The organism is Arenibacter antarcticus (assembly GCF_041320605.1).
Lineage (GTDB): Bacteria > Bacteroidota > Bacteroidia > Flavobacteriales > Flavobacteriaceae > Arenibacter > Arenibacter antarcticus.
In genome coordinates this window covers 3,739,958-3,755,741 of sequence record NZ_CP166679.1, presented here as the reverse complement: position 1 = coordinate 3,755,741, position 15,784 = coordinate 3,739,958, and the positions used below count along the sequence as shown (strand labels likewise).

General features: G+C 38.8%; 15 protein-coding genes. 2 read left to right on the top strand and 13 right to left on the bottom strand.

What is annotated here, in order from left to right; all coding sequences use genetic code 11:
• Positions 1-67: 67 nt before the first annotated feature.
• On the bottom strand, positions 68-1,210 hold the full coding sequence (locus KCTC52924_RS15480; protein WP_251805668.1) for a VWA domain-containing protein: 1,143 nt from the start codon (positions 1,208-1,210) through the stop codon (positions 68-70).
• 78 nt (positions 1,211-1,288) lie between these two features.
• Between KCTC52924_RS15480 and KCTC52924_RS15475 the strand changes: the two genes are divergently transcribed.
• Positions 1,289-2,107, top strand: coding sequence for a DUF1853 family protein (locus KCTC52924_RS15475; RefSeq protein WP_251805667.1), 819 nt, complete (start codon positions 1,289-1,291; stop codon positions 2,105-2,107).
• A 116-nt stretch (positions 2,108-2,223) separates the two neighbouring features.
• Positions 2,224-2,601, top strand: a complete 378-nt coding sequence (locus KCTC52924_RS15470) for a hypothetical protein (RefSeq protein ID WP_251805666.1) — start codon at positions 2,224-2,226, stop codon at positions 2,599-2,601.
• 127 nt (positions 2,602-2,728) lie between these two features.
• Here KCTC52924_RS15470 and KCTC52924_RS15465 read toward each other — a convergent pair whose 3' ends face one another.
• The 12 genes from KCTC52924_RS15465 to fabG all read right to left on the bottom strand — a co-directional run bounded on the left by KCTC52924_RS15465 (position 2,729) and on the right by fabG (position 15,693).
• The gene (locus tag KCTC52924_RS15465; protein WP_251805665.1) at positions 2,729-4,141 is read right to left on the bottom strand and encodes a Gfo/Idh/MocA family protein; all 1,413 of its coding nucleotides are present in this window, start codon (positions 4,139-4,141) and stop codon (positions 2,729-2,731) included.
• Positions 4,142-4,280: 139 nt separating this feature from the next.
• Positions 4,281-4,901, bottom strand: coding sequence for a bifunctional phosphoribosyl-AMP cyclohydrolase/phosphoribosyl-ATP diphosphatase HisIE (gene hisIE / locus KCTC52924_RS15460; RefSeq protein ID WP_251805664.1), 621 nt, complete (start codon positions 4,899-4,901; stop codon positions 4,281-4,283).
• A 79-nt stretch (positions 4,902-4,980) separates the two neighbouring features.
• Positions 4,981-5,736 carry an imidazole glycerol phosphate synthase subunit HisF gene (gene hisF / locus KCTC52924_RS15455; RefSeq protein WP_251805663.1) on the bottom strand — a complete coding sequence of 252 codons (756 nt, stop codon included), beginning with the start codon at positions 5,734-5,736 and terminating at the stop codon, positions 4,981-4,983.
• A gap of 72 nt (positions 5,737-5,808) precedes the next feature.
• Positions 5,809-6,546 carry a 1-(5-phosphoribosyl)-5-[(5-phosphoribosylamino)methylideneamino]imidazole-4-carboxamide isomerase gene (gene hisA / locus KCTC52924_RS15450; protein ID WP_251805662.1) on the bottom strand — a complete coding sequence of 246 codons (738 nt, stop codon included), beginning with the start codon at positions 6,544-6,546 and terminating at the stop codon, positions 5,809-5,811.
• Positions 6,547-6,562: 16 nt separating this feature from the next.
• Positions 6,563-7,150, bottom strand: coding sequence for an imidazole glycerol phosphate synthase subunit HisH (hisH, locus tag KCTC52924_RS15445; protein ID WP_251805661.1), 588 nt, complete (start codon positions 7,148-7,150; stop codon positions 6,563-6,565).
• A gap of 31 nt (positions 7,151-7,181) precedes the next feature.
• Positions 7,182-8,318, bottom strand: a complete 1,137-nt coding sequence (gene hisB, locus KCTC52924_RS15440; protein ID WP_251806025.1) for a bifunctional histidinol-phosphatase/imidazoleglycerol-phosphate dehydratase HisB — start codon at positions 8,316-8,318, stop codon at positions 7,182-7,184.
• A 44-nt stretch (positions 8,319-8,362) separates the two neighbouring features.
• Positions 8,363-9,421, bottom strand: a complete 1,059-nt coding sequence (gene hisC, locus KCTC52924_RS15435; RefSeq protein WP_251805660.1) for a histidinol-phosphate transaminase — start codon at positions 9,419-9,421, stop codon at positions 8,363-8,365.
• Between the two features lie 83 nt (positions 9,422-9,504).
• A complete protein-coding gene (gene hisD / locus KCTC52924_RS15430; RefSeq protein ID WP_251805659.1) occupies positions 9,505-10,785 on the bottom strand; it encodes a histidinol dehydrogenase in 1,281 nt (426 codons plus the stop codon).
• A 55-nt stretch (positions 10,786-10,840) separates the two neighbouring features.
• Complete coding sequence (gene hisG, locus KCTC52924_RS15425; RefSeq protein ID WP_251805658.1) at positions 10,841-11,698, bottom strand: ATP phosphoribosyltransferase; 858 nt, start codon at positions 11,696-11,698, stop codon at positions 10,841-10,843.
• 261 nt (positions 11,699-11,959) lie between these two features.
• Positions 11,960-12,775, bottom strand: a complete 816-nt coding sequence (locus tag KCTC52924_RS15420; RefSeq protein ID WP_251805657.1) for a prohibitin family protein — start codon at positions 12,773-12,775, stop codon at positions 11,960-11,962.
• 16 nt (positions 12,776-12,791) lie between these two features.
• A complete protein-coding gene (locus KCTC52924_RS15415; RefSeq protein WP_251805656.1) occupies positions 12,792-14,825 on the bottom strand; it encodes a vWA domain-containing protein in 2,034 nt (677 codons plus the stop codon).
• A 118-nt stretch (positions 14,826-14,943) separates the two neighbouring features.
• Positions 14,944-15,693, bottom strand: coding sequence for a 3-oxoacyl-[acyl-carrier-protein] reductase (gene fabG / locus KCTC52924_RS15410; protein WP_251805655.1), 750 nt, complete (start codon positions 15,691-15,693; stop codon positions 14,944-14,946).
• Positions 15,694-15,784 lie beyond the last annotated feature (91 nt).

Sequence of the window (15,784 nt, the reverse complement as noted above, 5' to 3'; positions counted from 1 at the left end):
TAGTATTTTTTTGGTGTTAAGTTCCGTGATCAAGCCAAGGATGTTAAATTGACATGATTAAGGCTAATTACCCCTTTAATCTTTTTCTTCTATTCTGTTCGTAATCTTCAAAAATCATTTCTCCTAGACCTTTTAGTCCTGTAAAGAAGGCCTTGCCCCTATTAGCCTCTGTAAAATGTCTTACAAATTGTGTTAAATAAGGGTCCTTGGCAATCATAAATGTAGTAATGGGGATGTGCAATTTTCTAGCTTGCCGAGCCATATTATAGCACTTTTCCACAATGTAATCGTCTAGACCAACACTGTTTTTATAATAGGTACCATCGGGCAATCTAATACAGCTGGGTTTACCATCCGTTATCATAAAGATCTGCTTGTTGGTGTTTCGTTTCCTGCGGAGCATATCCATGGCCAGCTGTAATCCTGCTACAGTATTGGTATGGTAGGGACCAACTTTTAAATAGGGTAATTCTTTTATAGGAATAGGCCAGGCATCGTTTCCAAAAACCAATATTTCCAAGGTATCCTTGGGGTAACGAGTGGTGATGAGTTCGGCAAGTGCCATAGCTACTTTTTTGGCAGGAGTAATACGGTCTTCTCCATAAAGTATCATACTATGACTAATATCGATCATAAGAACTGTACTCATTTGTGCTTTAAATTGAGTGTCTTCAACTACCAGATCCTCTTCAGATAAATTAAAATTACCAATACCGTGATTTATTTGAGCATTTTTTAAACTTTCGGTCATGGAAATACGTTCCAAACTATCCCCAAAACGATATTCCCTAAACTCTCCAGTATGCTCGTCTCCCCTTCCAGGTTTCCCTGTTTTATGATTTCCAGAACCACTGCGCTTTATCTTCCCGAAAATTTGATCCAAGGCTGCTTGTCTAATTACTCGCTCCATTTTGGCCGTAATGGCCAAATCTGCTTTGGAAGTTCCAGTACCATCATTCTCCCCCTTCTCGAACTCCTCACGTAGATATCCCTTGGCCTTAAGATCTTCTACAAAGTCGTCTATCGTATAGTTCTCATCGGTAAGGCCGTATTCCTTATCCAATTCCCTTAACCAATCCAAAGCTTCGTCCACATCTCCCGAGGTATGGGTGATGAGTTCCTTGAAAATTTCAAATAGCTTTTCAAACGGACTTAAGTTGGGCGCAACATAATTGGAAAATCGGAAGCCTTTTCTTTTTTTTATCGCCATATTATAAATTTAATACATTTGGGATAGACCCGTACCTATTTTAAGAAAACTTAACGAATTGTACCTATCAGAATCATTATGTACCGAATAACCCATTCCCTTTATCAAGCATTTTACAATACTCCCCCTCTTTGGCAGGGCGCCTATGAGGGATTGGATCAATTTGCATTTCCAGAAGTAACTCTCGATCACACTTTTTTTCCTCAAATCCCACAAAACTTAAGACTGGGCCATCAAATGGAGTTTATTTTTCACCAACTTCTTTTACATTCCAACACCTATAATGTTTTAGCTTATAATATTCCTATAAGAAAAAATAAAATTAGTTTAGGTGAGATCGATTTTATCGTACAAAATAATACTACAGGACAACTTATACATTTAGAGCTCACCTATAAGTTTTATATCCTTACTGATACTAGCGAAAATGCACTGGACCAACAATTGATCGGTCCTAACTACAGGGACACATTTGTTTTAAAGAAAGAAAAACTAAAAACCCACCAATTGCCTTTGTCGCGCAGCTTGGAAGGTACGCAAACATTGCGCGACCACGGCATTGATCCCATTAAATTGACACCTCAAGTTTGTTTTAAATCCCAGCTGTTCACGCCATTTTATAAACGAAATTCACATTTAACCCCATTCAATTCTGAGTGTATTTCCGGAAGTTGGATCTCCATTTTAGATTTTGATTCCGATGAATTTAAATCATATCAATATTATATACCCACAAAGCTAGAATGGATACTAAACCCTCACAACGATATAGATTGGTGTTCCTATAGTTCAATTTTAGATAGAATTTCTGGACAATTGGCAAGCAAAAATTCTCCGCTTGTCTGGGTAAAAGGGACAACTTTGGAATTAAAAAAAATGTTTATCATTTGGCGGTAACCATAATTTCGATGATTTTTTTGATAGTTTACTACTGTCTATTTGAAAGAAAATAATGACAATATTTAGGCTGATAATGCGTTTTGTAAACGTAAATCTAATTCACCTACCCACCTATGAGACAAATTTATCTACTCTTTTTTTCGTTGATACTATTCAATACTGCTTCAGCCAAGGACGATTGCGAACTAGTTTATTCTACCGCCTCTTACGCCTTAAACCACGCCAAAAGCGCATTAAAGGCCAATAATTTTGAGCATCAAGTCTATTATTCGGAAAAGGCTCTGGAATCCTATGAAAAGCTGCTGAAATTAGTAAAGGGAAATACCTGCACCAATTTGTCAGAAAAAATTGAAAATATATTGGTAGATGCCGAAAAAGCTGCCAATCCAGCGGATTGGGATAGAGGGAGATTTTACAGTAAAACAGTTTTCAATAGCACTATAGAACTACTTACGGAGCTTGACCAACAATTACTAACCCCTAAAGCATAGCGTTTAGTAATTTACTATAATCAATTAAAAGGGGTGCCGATTCGCATAAAAAAACCGCTACTTTCCTCTTTTCCCTTCTTAGGGTAAATGTGGAAAGTAACGGCTTTTCATCTGTATACTACATAAACTAGCTAATAATATCTAAGGGAGCAGTGGTCTTCCATTTTCCTCTAGTAAAATCTGGAAATTCTTGCGGTGCACCATTTTGGGCTACCGAAGCCTCACTTAAAGTACCCACGGCACTCCAATAGCAGCCTTCATATAAGTTTTGATCTAATGGTAGGCCATTACGCAGACATTCTATAATTCGGTAACGCATTATAAAATCCATTCCGCCATGTCCTCCCATTTTTTTGGCCAATTCTCCTAATCTAAGGTAAAGAGGATGTTCATATTTCTCAAATATTTTATCTAATTGCTCTCCTTCTCCATATGTGTGATGATCCTTTGGACCTCCTTCAAAGCCACCTTCCAAGGCTATTCTTGTGGGGAATCCTTGCATGGTACCTTTGGTACCTTGAATTAGGTTATGTCTGGTATACGGTCTAGGGCTGGTCTCGTCCCACTGTACCATAATAGTTCTACCCATCATAGTTTTAACAATGGAAGTATTAATATCCCCTCCTTTAAAGTCGAGCTGGTTCCATTTATGATCTGCCGGGTAGTTTTTCGCGGCATACAAATTCCGTCCTTTCCCTGGGGATGAAAAGGAATTGATAAATTTAAAATTATCCTCGCCCCTCGCCAAATTCATATATTGGGCTACTGGTCCCAAACCATGGGTAGCGTATAAATTTCCATTTCGATGTGCATAATGTGGGGTACGCCATGATCCTGTACCTCGATCTACTTCGTTCATCTGAGACCTTAGTTCATGAATATAAGAAGCTTCCCCATGTAGAAGCTCACCAAGAACGCCTTGTCTACACATATTTAAATATAGAAGCTCTTCCCTACCGTAGTTAACGTTTTCCATCATCATACAATGCTTCTGCGTCTTTTCTGAAGTATCCACTAGCTCCCACATTTCCTCAATAGTCAATGCTAGGGGAACTTCAACAAAAACGTGTGCACCGCTTTTCATGGCTTCAATGGCCATAGGGGCATGTAGTTTCCAAGGAGTACATACAAAAACGGCATCTGGCTTCTCTTTTTTGAGCATCTTTTTCCAATCGTTTTCCCCTTTGGTGTATAGCTTGATATCCTTGTGTCGGACACCAGCTCCATTTTCCTTGCATTTGTCAGCAGAACGTTGGGCCAAATCCTCGTAAAGATCACTAATAGCAACCACCTCAGTGCCCTCTATAGAAGCGATTTGATGTGCATGACCAGAACCCCTAGCTCCAACTCCTATAAATGCAACTCTCACAGTATCCAATTTTGGAGCCGCAAAACCACCCATATACGTAGCGCCAAGACTAGGTGCTGGCATCTCATTTAAATTTTTGTTGGATAAGGAACTTGCCCATCCTTGAGCCATTGCCAATCCCATTCCTGCAATGGATGTTTTTCTTATAAAATCTCTCCTATTTGATTTCATAGCTTATACTTTATGTTTTTTATATATAAATTCTAATCTTGGAAGATAGAATTTATTTCTAATTAATTAATCCACAGTTATAAATTAAACAATTTAAATGCGAATTGGACACTTTATTTTATTTTTTTGTGTGTAATAATTAGTGCCGCGACTTTAATACCTCTACAATATCCTGGAGTTTAAATCCTTTGGCCTGTAGGAGTATTAGATAATGGAAGAGAAGATCTGCACTTTCCTCTTTAAAAAGGGTATCATTGTTATCCATAGCCTCTATAACCACCTCTACGGCCTCTTCGCCCACCTTTTGTGCCACTTTATTGATACCACTTTTATAAAGTGAGGAAACGTAACTCGACTTTTCACCTTCGGGAATTGTGGCTGTTCCCTCTGCTTGGGCTTTTCTGTTTTCTATAATTTTCTCCAATTCTGTCAAAAATCCAAAAGATTTTGTATTTTCTTGTCCCCAGCAGGTGTCTGTCCCTTTATGGCAAGTAGGTCCTACTGGATCAACACTTATTAAAAGGGTATCATTATCGCAGTCTGATTGAATAGCAATTAGGTTCAAAAAATTTCCACTTTCTTCACCCTTGGTCCAAAGTCTACCTTTAGTGCGACTAAAGAAAGTGACTTTCTTGGTCTCCAAAGTAAGCGTATAGGCTTCGTGGTTCATATAACCCAACATAAGCACATTCTTTGTTGTAGCGTCCTGTATTATGGCAGGAACCAATCCGTCCTTGTTTTTATTGAAATCTATGGTCATTTTTAAAAAATTGGTGCATTGAAGGTAAGTAAAAGGTTAATTAGTATACAATCCTTTATCTTTTTTACCCCATTGCGATTTATAATCTTACAGGAATTGCATTTCTATGCAGCTCTTCCTTTAATTCCTTAATTGTTATTTCCTTAAAATGAAAAACACTTGCTGCTAAAGCTGCATCGGCTTTGCCTATAATGAAGGCATCTGTAAAGTGTTCCATTTTACCAGCACCTCCAGAGGCTATTATGGGAATGTTTAATTCCGAGGATAATTTTGCCAAGGCCTCGTTTGCAAAGCCATTCTTGGTACCGTCATGATTCATAGAGGTAAACAGTATTTCACCAGCTCCACGTTCCTCTACTTCTTTGGCCCACTGAAAGAGGTTGAGCTTAGTAGGCACCTTCCCTCCTACCAAATGCACAATCCATTCGCCATCGATTTCTTTGGCATCTATGGCCACAACAATGCATTGCGAACCAAATTTTGCGACCAGATCATTGATCAATTGTGGGTTTTTTACCGCTGAAGAATTAATGGAAACCTTATCAGCGCCATTGTGCAAAAGGATATCCACGTCTTCCACAGAAGATATTCCACCCCCAACGGTGAACGGAATATTTACTTTTTCAGCTACCCGCAACACTAGGTCCGCTAAGGTTCGCCTACCTTCCTCAGTAGCGGAAATGTCTAAAAAAACCAATTCATCCGCTCCTGTTCTGCCGTATATTTCGGCCAATTCAACAGGGTCACCAGCATCTCGGAGATCTACAAAATTAACTCCTTTAACGGTTCTTCCATTTTTGATATCCAAACAGGGAATTATTCTTTTTGTCAACATAATAGTATTTTACGGACCACTAGTTACAAATCCAATCTGGACTTGTAAAATTAATGTTGGCCACCTTTATAATTATCCTTTATTACTAGTCAAAATAAATTCTTCCAGTTGTTTTAATGTAATCCTATTCTCATAGATTGCCTTCCCTATTATAGTGCCTTCACAACCAAGTTCCGCCAACTTGGGAAGCTCGTCAAAAGTAGAAATGCCTCCACTTGCAATAAGATATAGTTCAGCATCACAGCTAGCTATGATTTTTTTGTACAAATCGAAGGATGGGCCTTGTAACATACCATCCTTACTGATATCCGTACAAATAACAGACTGAATACCTTCCTTTTGATAATTTCGTATAAAGGGAATTAATTCTTCCTTCGATTCTTCCGTCCACCCAGAAATCGCTACCATCTCATCCTTAGCATCTGCACCAAGGATAATTTTTCCTGCTCCGTAGGTTTGGATCCACATTTTAAATGTTTCTGGATCCTTCACGGCAATACTCCCACCAGTAATTTGGTTTGCGCCACTTTCAAAGGCAATTTTTAAATCCGCATCGGTCTTTAATCCCCCTCCAAAATCGATTTTCAAACTAGTTTTGGTGGCAATACGCTCCAATACCTTATGGTTTACGATGTGTTGTGCCTTGGCACCGTCCAAATCTACCAAATGTAGAAATTCTATGCCATGATCCTCAAATTCCTTAGCTACCTCTAGCGGGTTTTCGTTGTATATTTTCTTGGTGTTGTAATCGCCTTTGGAAAGGCGCACACATTTTCCGTCTATTATATCTATTGCGGGTATTATTCTCATTGTGTTATTTTATTCACTAATTGATGTTGACAAGAAAGTTCTTTAAGATCTGCTCCCCCACCAAGCTACTTTTTTCTGGATGGAACTGAGTCCCGTAAAAATTATCCTTTTTTAAGGCAGCGCTAAAGCTTACGGCATAATTGGACTCCGCAATAGTTTCTTCACACACAGGTGCATAAAAACTATGTACTAGATATATATGTTCATTTTCCACAACATCTTGAAACAAAGCGGATTTCAAATTGCTAATCTGATTCCATCCAATCTGGGGAACTTTAACGGTTTTGGGAAATTGTACCACATCAACATCAAAGATTCCCAGCCCCTTGGTATTCCCTTCTTGAGAGGAATTACACATTAATTGCATGCCTAGGCATATCCCTAAAACCGGTTGGGTTAGTTGTGGGATAAGGGTGTCCAATGTACTTGCCCGTAATTTTTCCAAGGCACTACTGGCTTCTCCAACTCCAGGGAAAATTACCTTGTCGGCCTCTATGATTTCCTTGACATCATGACTAAGCACGGCCTCAAAGCCCAAACGCTGAATGGCAAACTTTATACTCTGAATGTTTCCTGCCCCGTAATCTATAATTACTATTTTCATTTTCTGATTTTGCCTATGCTTATACTCCTATTTACAGTACTCCTTTGGTACTGGGCAATACCATTTTTTCAACATCGCGTTTTACCGCCATTTTAATGGCTTTTGCAAATGCCTTGAAAATGGCCTCAATCTTGTGATGCTCATTGGAGCCCTCCGCTTTTATATTCAGATTTGCCTTTGCCCCATCCGTAAACGATTTAAAAAAATGATAAAACATCTCCGTAGGCATTTTTCCTATCATTTCCCTTTTAAAATCGGCTTCCCAGACCAACCAATTTCGACCGCCAAAATCGATCGCCACTTGCGCTAAGCAATCGTCCATAGGCAAACAAAATCCATACCGCTCCATGCCTAGCTTATTGCCCAATGCCTTATGGAAGACCTCTCCTAATGCTATGGCCGTATCTTCTATGGTATGGTGCTCATCTATTTCCAAATCACCAGTCACCTTGATGTCGAGATCCATTTGACCATGTCTCGCCAATTGATCCAACATATGATCAAAGAAATCCAAACCAGTACTGATATTACCCTTTCCAGTACCGTCTAAATTCAATTTTATATAGATATCGGTTTCGTTTGTTTTTCTGTGTGTCTCCGAGACTCTGTTGCTTAATTTTAAAAACTCGTATATCTTCTCCCAATCATTACTTTCTAGGGCAATATGGTTGTCCAACTCCTTGCGTTTCACAGTAATTTCCCCAGTGCCTAAATTGGTTTCATCATTGATGAAAATCCCCCTAGAACCTAGGTTTTTGGCCAGTTCTATATCCGTTAATCGATCTCCGATCACAAAGGAATTGGCAAGGTCATAAGCTTCTGAAAAATATTCGGTCAATAATCCGGTTCTCGGTTTACGGGTAGCTGCATTTTCATGGGGAAATGTTCTATCCAAGAAAACCTTATCAAAAACCACTCCCTCTCCTTCAAAGGATTTTAGTATAAAATTTTGAACTGGCCAAAAGGTATCCTCTGGAAAAGAGTCTGTTCCCAGCCCGTCCTGATTGGTCACCATCACCAATTCATAATCCAACTCCTTGGCAATCTTACCTAAAAATGTAAATACCTTTGGATAGAATTCTATCTTTTCAAAAGTGTCTATTTGCTCGTCTGCTGGTTCTTTGATCATGGTACCATCACGATCTATAAAAAGCACCTTTTTTCCCATTTTGCTTACTTGGGCAGTATTTTTTTTTAATTCAAGACTCATTGTTATGCGGTTGTTATATGACGTAATGCATTTATTAACTTTAGATTTTCTTCCTTGGTCCCTACCGTGAACCTTAAGGTATTCTCACAAAGGGGCTGCGTGGTCCTGTTCCTTACCACTATCCCTTTTTCCAGTAACTGATTATATCTCTTTGTGGCGTCGTCTACTTTTACCAAAATAAAGTTCGCATCTGAAGCAAATACTTTTTCAACAAAATCTATTTGTTGCAATATCCTAAACAGACCTTCTCTTTCTGTGAGTATATCAATCACTTCCAAATTAACAGAATTTACATCCAAAATACGTTCCAGTGCCCTTTTTTGGGTCAACTCGTTTACATTATAGGGTGCTTTTATTTTGTTTAAAACACTTATTATTTCTCGTGAAGCGTAACAGGTACCCAATCTGATCCCGGCCAACCCATAAGCTTTGGACAAGGTTTGGATGACCACTAAATTTGGATACTGGTCCAATTGAGTAATCCAACTACTCTCTTTTGAAAAATCTATATAGGCCTCGTCTACGACTACCAGCCCTTTAAAATTTTCCAGAAGGTCCTTAACCAAAGAACTATTGAAACTATTAGCGGTTGGGTTATTGGGCGAACATAGGAATAACAATTTACTGTTCCCATTGGCCTCTTTTAAAATTTCAGCTACATTGGGTTCAAACTCCTGTGTTAGTAAAACTTCTTTATTCCCAATATTATTAATGCCCGCCAATACTTTGTACATTCCATAAGTAGGTGGTAATGTAATAATATTGTCCTCCTTGGGTTCGCAAAAAGCGCGGAACAAAAGATCCAACACTTCATCACTACCATTCCCCAAAAGAATCTGGCTAGCCAAAACACCCTTGTTTGCGGCCAAGACCTCCTTTAATTTTCTTTGGTGTGGATCGGGATATCTATTTACCCCATTCTCAAACGGATTCTCGTTGGCGTCCAAAAATACCATTTTGGAACCATCGGATACGTATTCGTCCCTTGCAGAGGAATAAGGGCTTAATCCCCTAATATTCTTACGGACTAAATTATTGATATCGAACGTTTTGTAGTTCATTTTATATGCTATTAATATCAGTACAGGATTAGCGAAACATGTCACTCCCAAATATTTTTTTGGCAGTACTTATACTTCTAATTTTATAAACTTTTTAATCTTAAGGTTACTGCATTTTTATGGGCATCCAACCCTTCGGCCTCCGCCATTAATTCTATGGTTCTCCCAATTCCTTGAATTCCCTTTTTTGATATTTTCTGGAAGGTAATGGCCTTCATAAAACTATCTAGGTTTACACCACTATACTGCTTGGAAAATCCATTCGTAGGTAAGGTGTGGTTGGTTCCGGATGCATAATCTCCCGCACTTTCCGGGGTATAGTTTCCAATAAATACAGACCCTGCATTATAGGTTCTGTCCAAGAAAAACGATTCTTCCTCCACACAAAGGATATAGTGCTCCGGACCGTATTCATTAATAAGGTCTACTGCAGTCTTGTTGTCCTCCACATAGATCAACTTGCTATTTGCGATGGATTTTGCAGCGATTTCCTGACGGGGCAACAGCTTTATTTGAGTTTCCACTTCCCTTTCTACCGCATTTATAAGTTCTTTGGAGGTAGATACCAAAATCACCTGACTATCTGCCCCATGTTCGGCCTGACTCAATAAATCGGAGGCCACAAAGGCGGCATTGGCAGTATCATCGGCCATTACCAATAACTCGCTTGGACCAGCAGGCATATCTATTGCAACGCCATATTTGGTAGCAATCTGCTTGGCAACGGTTACATACTGGTTTCCAGGACCAAATATTTTATAGACTTGGGGAATAGTTTCCGTTCCGAAGGTCATTCCTGCAATAGCCTGAATTCCACCTACTTTAAAAATCTTGGTTACTCCACAGAGCTTTGCCGCATACAATATGGCTGGGTGTACTTTTCCTTCCTTATTTGGTGGGGTGCAAAGTACAATTTCCTTGCAGCTGGCCAAATTAGCAGGTATGGCCAACATTAAAACGGTAGAGAATAAGGGAGCTGTACCACCTGGAATATAGAGCCCCACTTTCTGAATAGGTCGCTTCTCCTGCCAGCAGTTAACCCCCTCAGAAGTCTCCACGGAAACTCTTTCTGTTCTTTGAGCGGCATGAAACTTCTTTATATTGCTTTTAGCCTGTTGAATGGCCAATTTTAATGCTTCGGAAACCTGGGATTGTGCTGTCTCCATTTCTTCTGAAGTAACAGAAAACTCCTTGGCCGTTACCCCATCAAATTTTTGGGTATAGGTTTTAACAACCTTATCACCACCATTTTTTACTTCCAAAAAAATACCATTTACCATTTCTTCGATATCGGCTACTGTTTGGGTAGGCCGTTTTAGAATGGAAGGCCAATCATTTTTAGGGGGATCATATATCTTGTTCATCCTTACTGTTTGCTAGCTTTCTGTTTCCTTAAAAGGAAGTTGTGATTGATTACTATTACAATACCATTTTTTCTATGGGACATACCAGAATGCCTTCGGCACCTGCCTTTTTAAGCTCCTGTATAACTTCCCAAAACTTGTCCTTGTTAATAACGGTATGTACCGAGCTCCAACCTTCCTCGGCCAAAGGAAGTACAGTGGGGCTCCTCATCCCTGGCAGAAGGTTTAAAATATCGTTTAGTTTATGGTTTGGAGCATTCAACAATACATACTTGCTTTGTCTGGCAAGTAAAACCGATTGGATCCTAAAGCGTATCTTTTCTAACAAGTCCTTATTTTCTGGAGTTATTTTTGGAGATACTGCCAATACCGCCTCACTGGTCAGCATTACCTCTACTTCCTTTAAATTGTTTTTAAACAGGGTGCTACCACTGGAAACAATATCACAAATAGCATCTGCCAATCCAATATTGGGGGCAATTTCTACAGATCCATTAATAATATGCAGCTCGGCCTTTACCCCTTTGGTCTCCAAATATTTTTCAACGGTATTCGGATAAGATGTGGCTATTCTTTTCCCTTGAAAATCTTGTACCGATTTATACTTAACGGATTTTGGAATCGCCAAGGATACTTTGCATTTAGAAAAACCAAGTCTTTCTACTATAGAGATGTCATTCCCTTTTTCAATGAGAACATTTTCACCAATGATGGCAATATCTACAACTCCGTCCCTTAAGTATTGTGGAATATCTCCATTTCTTAGGTAAAAGACCTCTAAGGGGAAATTTCTGGAACTCGCTTTTAGTTGATCCTTACCGTTGTCTACAGAAATCCCACAATCTTTTAGTATCTGAAGGGAGTCCTCATTTAATCGACCACTTTTTTGAATTGCAATTCTAATTTTTTTCATTCTTGTTCTTTAGTTTTTGTCCGAACAAATCAAACAGGATATTTTAAACACAAAACCCGTTTGATTGCTCAAACGGGTTAGAATATAGTTTAGGTACAACAATACATTCTTAGCTCGCCTGAACGAAGGTAAAGAAATGATGATGATGTGTCCTGTTGTTTTTCATACTGTGACAAAAGTAAAATATATTTTCAACCTTGGAAAATTTATACAAAACAATTTGAATCGAAATTGTTATATTAATTTACTTGTATGCTGTGTTTACTGATTCCCAAGAATTATAGGTAGTCCTGATTCACCACCCCCAATAACAATAACTTTAGAATTAGGAGATTCAGCTAACTTTATAGTTGCGTCTATTCCTTTATCCTGAAGAATCTTAGCGTTTAGTGATGCACTTAAAATTAAGTTTGCATCGGCCTTACCTTGTGCTTCTATTATAACTTTTTCTGCTTCTTTCTGTGCAGTTACCAATCTAAACTCGTACTCCAACGATTCTTGCTCCTGTCTAAGCTTTCGCTCAATAGCGTCCTTAATAGTGTTCGGTAGCGTTACATCCCTAACCAAAATATCATTTAACTGTATAAATTGATCTTGCACTATATTTTTTGATTCCTCAAAAATCTCGTGCTGAATTGCATCTCTCTTACTGGAATACAGTTGCTCTGGTGTATACCTTCCCACAACTGACCGTGCAGCAGAACGAATAGCTGGCAAAAGAACCCTTTGCACGTAGTCCTCACCTTTTTCCTGGTGCAATTTTCCCAACTCACTACGGATAGGCTCAAACCAGATTGATGCATCCAATTTTATATCCAATCCATTGGAAGACAATACGTTCATTTTTTCAAAAACCTCTTGCTGACGCACCTCGTAAACAGTCACTTTGTTCCATGGAGCTACTATATGAAATCCTTCACCTAAAGGTGGTTGATCCGTAACTACTCCCCCTCCAAATGTTTTATAAAGCACACCGGCCTCCCCAGATCCCATGGTGACGGCAGATTTTGATATTAATATTACTAAAGCAATAATAGCAAATACTATTGGTAACGCAATTTTTGGTAATTTGTCCATTCAATTTATTTATTTATTAAGTTAATCCGTTATATTTTCGGATAAACCACTCTAGCGACAACGCCAAAACGATTATTCCTAAAATAATTTTAAAATCGATCAAAGGTACAACATTAAGTTTACTTTTCTGGGTAGGAACATACTTTGGTTCAATGTGTAAAAGCTGGATCAAAGTGTCCATTTGTTCAGGAAAAAACAGTTTGCCTCCACTGTTGTTGGCCAACCTGGACAGTTTTTGATAATTACTAGAACTAAATTGCTTTTCCACATCAAAATCCAATATGGTGAAGGTACCGGTTCTGCTCAAGTTTTCATTCTCCACAGTAGCGGTGAAGTTATAGGTACCCGGATCAAAGTTCCTAAGATCTGCTTCAAAATGCCCCCCTTTCAACAACATTGATATTTCTTGTTCCCTTGTGGTAAGGGTATCCGTTATTTTTAGTTTGATTGTTGCGTTCTGGTTAAATGTAAACACTTCATCAAAATAGGAAGCTTTGATAATAGCCTCGTTACTGTGGTTGTATATGGGATTATATTCTAGGCTAAACCTGTTTTTCCCCTTGTTGGTAGATAAATAAAGAAATAATTTACCGAAAAAAGCATCAAAATTCTTAAAGGTGCCTTCCTCTTTATAAGCATGCATCCTCCACTTCCAAATATTTTCCCCCAGCAATAGTGCAGTTTTCACCATATCATTCTCTACCACTGCCAACAGAGGACTTTCCAATGCAACTCCCTTACTGCTCATATTAAGCAAACTCTCGTGGGGCATCAGATATTGAACCGGACCAACGTCGCTCTCCAAAGGCGGGAATCCGTCGAATGAAAAATCAGTTATATCAAATTTAGAAAAGGCCAGATTAGTTTCCGAAAAAATATCCTGTACGGGATATCCACTTTCCAAAATTATACCTTTTTGCACTTTTTCCAAAAATTGCCAATCGGTCTGCGTACCTCCAATGGTGAAGGAATTTGCTTTTCGCACCTCTATCTGCTTGTATATCCTATCAAAGGAAGCATCAGGTTGATATAAAAGATAGAGATCCACCGTTTCCAATTCAGCCAAATCTATATTGGATTTGTAGAAAGTAACCAAACGCTGTTCGTTACTTTCTATAGATTTCTTAAGGACTCCTAAATCTGGGTGAAGAATATTTGATATTATGGCAACTTTGGTCCCCTCATCCAACACCTCCAAAGCCAATTGCTTTTCATTATTACGGACATTCTTTTCGTTAGGCAACGGACCTACCAAGACGTGAATATTTTTAATCCCGACACTATTGGCCAATATCTGGGTATTTATTGTCTTCGCATTATTGTCTGCACTTAGTGACACCTTCTCTCTATGCACCACAATATTGTTGACAAGAATTTGTAATTCAGAGGTACTATTTCCCCTCCCTTCATAGGAGATAAAAATCTCCAATGGAAATTTGCTGTTGAGAAAGGCATACCTATTACTATTCACCCTTGATATCCTAATATCTTCATAGGCCGTAGTATCTCCCAACACTACTGGATAGATCGGAAGATTTTGCTTTTTCCCATAAAACTCATAATCTTTCCCTAGCGTTTGATTCCCATCGGTAAAAAGAACCACTGCGGTGCTAGACTTGGCGTAAACGCTGTTGATGCCTTCCAAGGCTTTGGAAATATTGGTATTGCTTTCGGTCATGGTAAGGCTATCGCCTTCCTTCAATCCACTTCCAAACGTAAAAGTAACAAGATTAAACCTCTCCGAGAATTTGGTGCCCAACGTCTTAAGGGAGTTGAGAATGTCTGTAATCTTGGTCTTATCCCCTGCCTGAATGGAAGAGGAATTATCTACCAAAAGCACCAAATTGGTTTTCTCGGTAGTAAAGGACCTGCGTTCAAATTTTGGATTGAGCAATAGAAGTAATATACCAAATACGGCCACAAGCCTAAGAAGGGAAAGTCCCCATAGCAACTTTCCCTTTCCTTTGGTCCTGTATTTATATTGAAACAGCACAAGTACCAACGAAGCTATTGCCGCAAGCAATATATAAAGTACCGATTCTGTTTGCATTAAAATAGTGGTTAATGCGTCTATTTAAACCATTTTTGGTTTTGTTTGGGACGACTTTTTTTTACATGTCGATTTTTTTTTGATGGTCACCTAATGGTTGTGCAACCACAAATAAAATCTAGGTTAGCATACCGCCATCAACATTTAATACCTGTCCGGTAATATAGGCTGATAGGTCAGAGGCCAAGAACAAACATGCATTAGCGACATCCTCTGGTGCTCCACCTCTTTTTAAAGGAATACCTTCTCTCCATGCCTGAACCACTTTTGCATCCAATTTATCGGTCATTTCTGTTTCAATAAATCCAGGGGCAATGGCATTACAACGTATATTCCTAGAACCTAGCTCCAATGCAATGGATTTGGTAAATCCGATCATACCGGCCTTGGAAGCCGCATAGTTTGCTTGTCCGGCATTGCCCTTTACACCTACTACGCTACTCATATTAATAATGGAACCTTTTCTTTGCTTTAGCATGGTACGCTGTACCGCCTTAGTCATGTTAAAAACCGATTTTAGATTGATTTCAATAACGGTATCAAAATCGTCCTCTCCCATCCTCATTAAAAGATTGTCCTTGGTAATACCTGCATTATTTATTAAAATATCGATTACGCCGCCAAAATCTTCCAATACTTGGGCCACCAATTTCTCGGAATCGTCAAAACTTGCAGCGTTGCTCTTATAGGCTTTAGCCTTAACTCCAAGAGCCGTAAGTTCTTTTTCAAGGGCAAGCGCAGGCGCTTCACTAGAACTATAGGTGAAGGCTACATTTGCACCATGTTGCGCAAAAACTTGTGCTATACCCATGCCTATTCCCCTACTTGCTCCCGTAATAATTGCATTTTTTCCTTCTAGTAGCTTCATCTTTATAATTTCTTAGTTGTTGATCAAATATAAGTTATGTTTTACGCGAATTAAAATTTTCGCCAAAAATGCATTCAAGTTTTTATTAAGA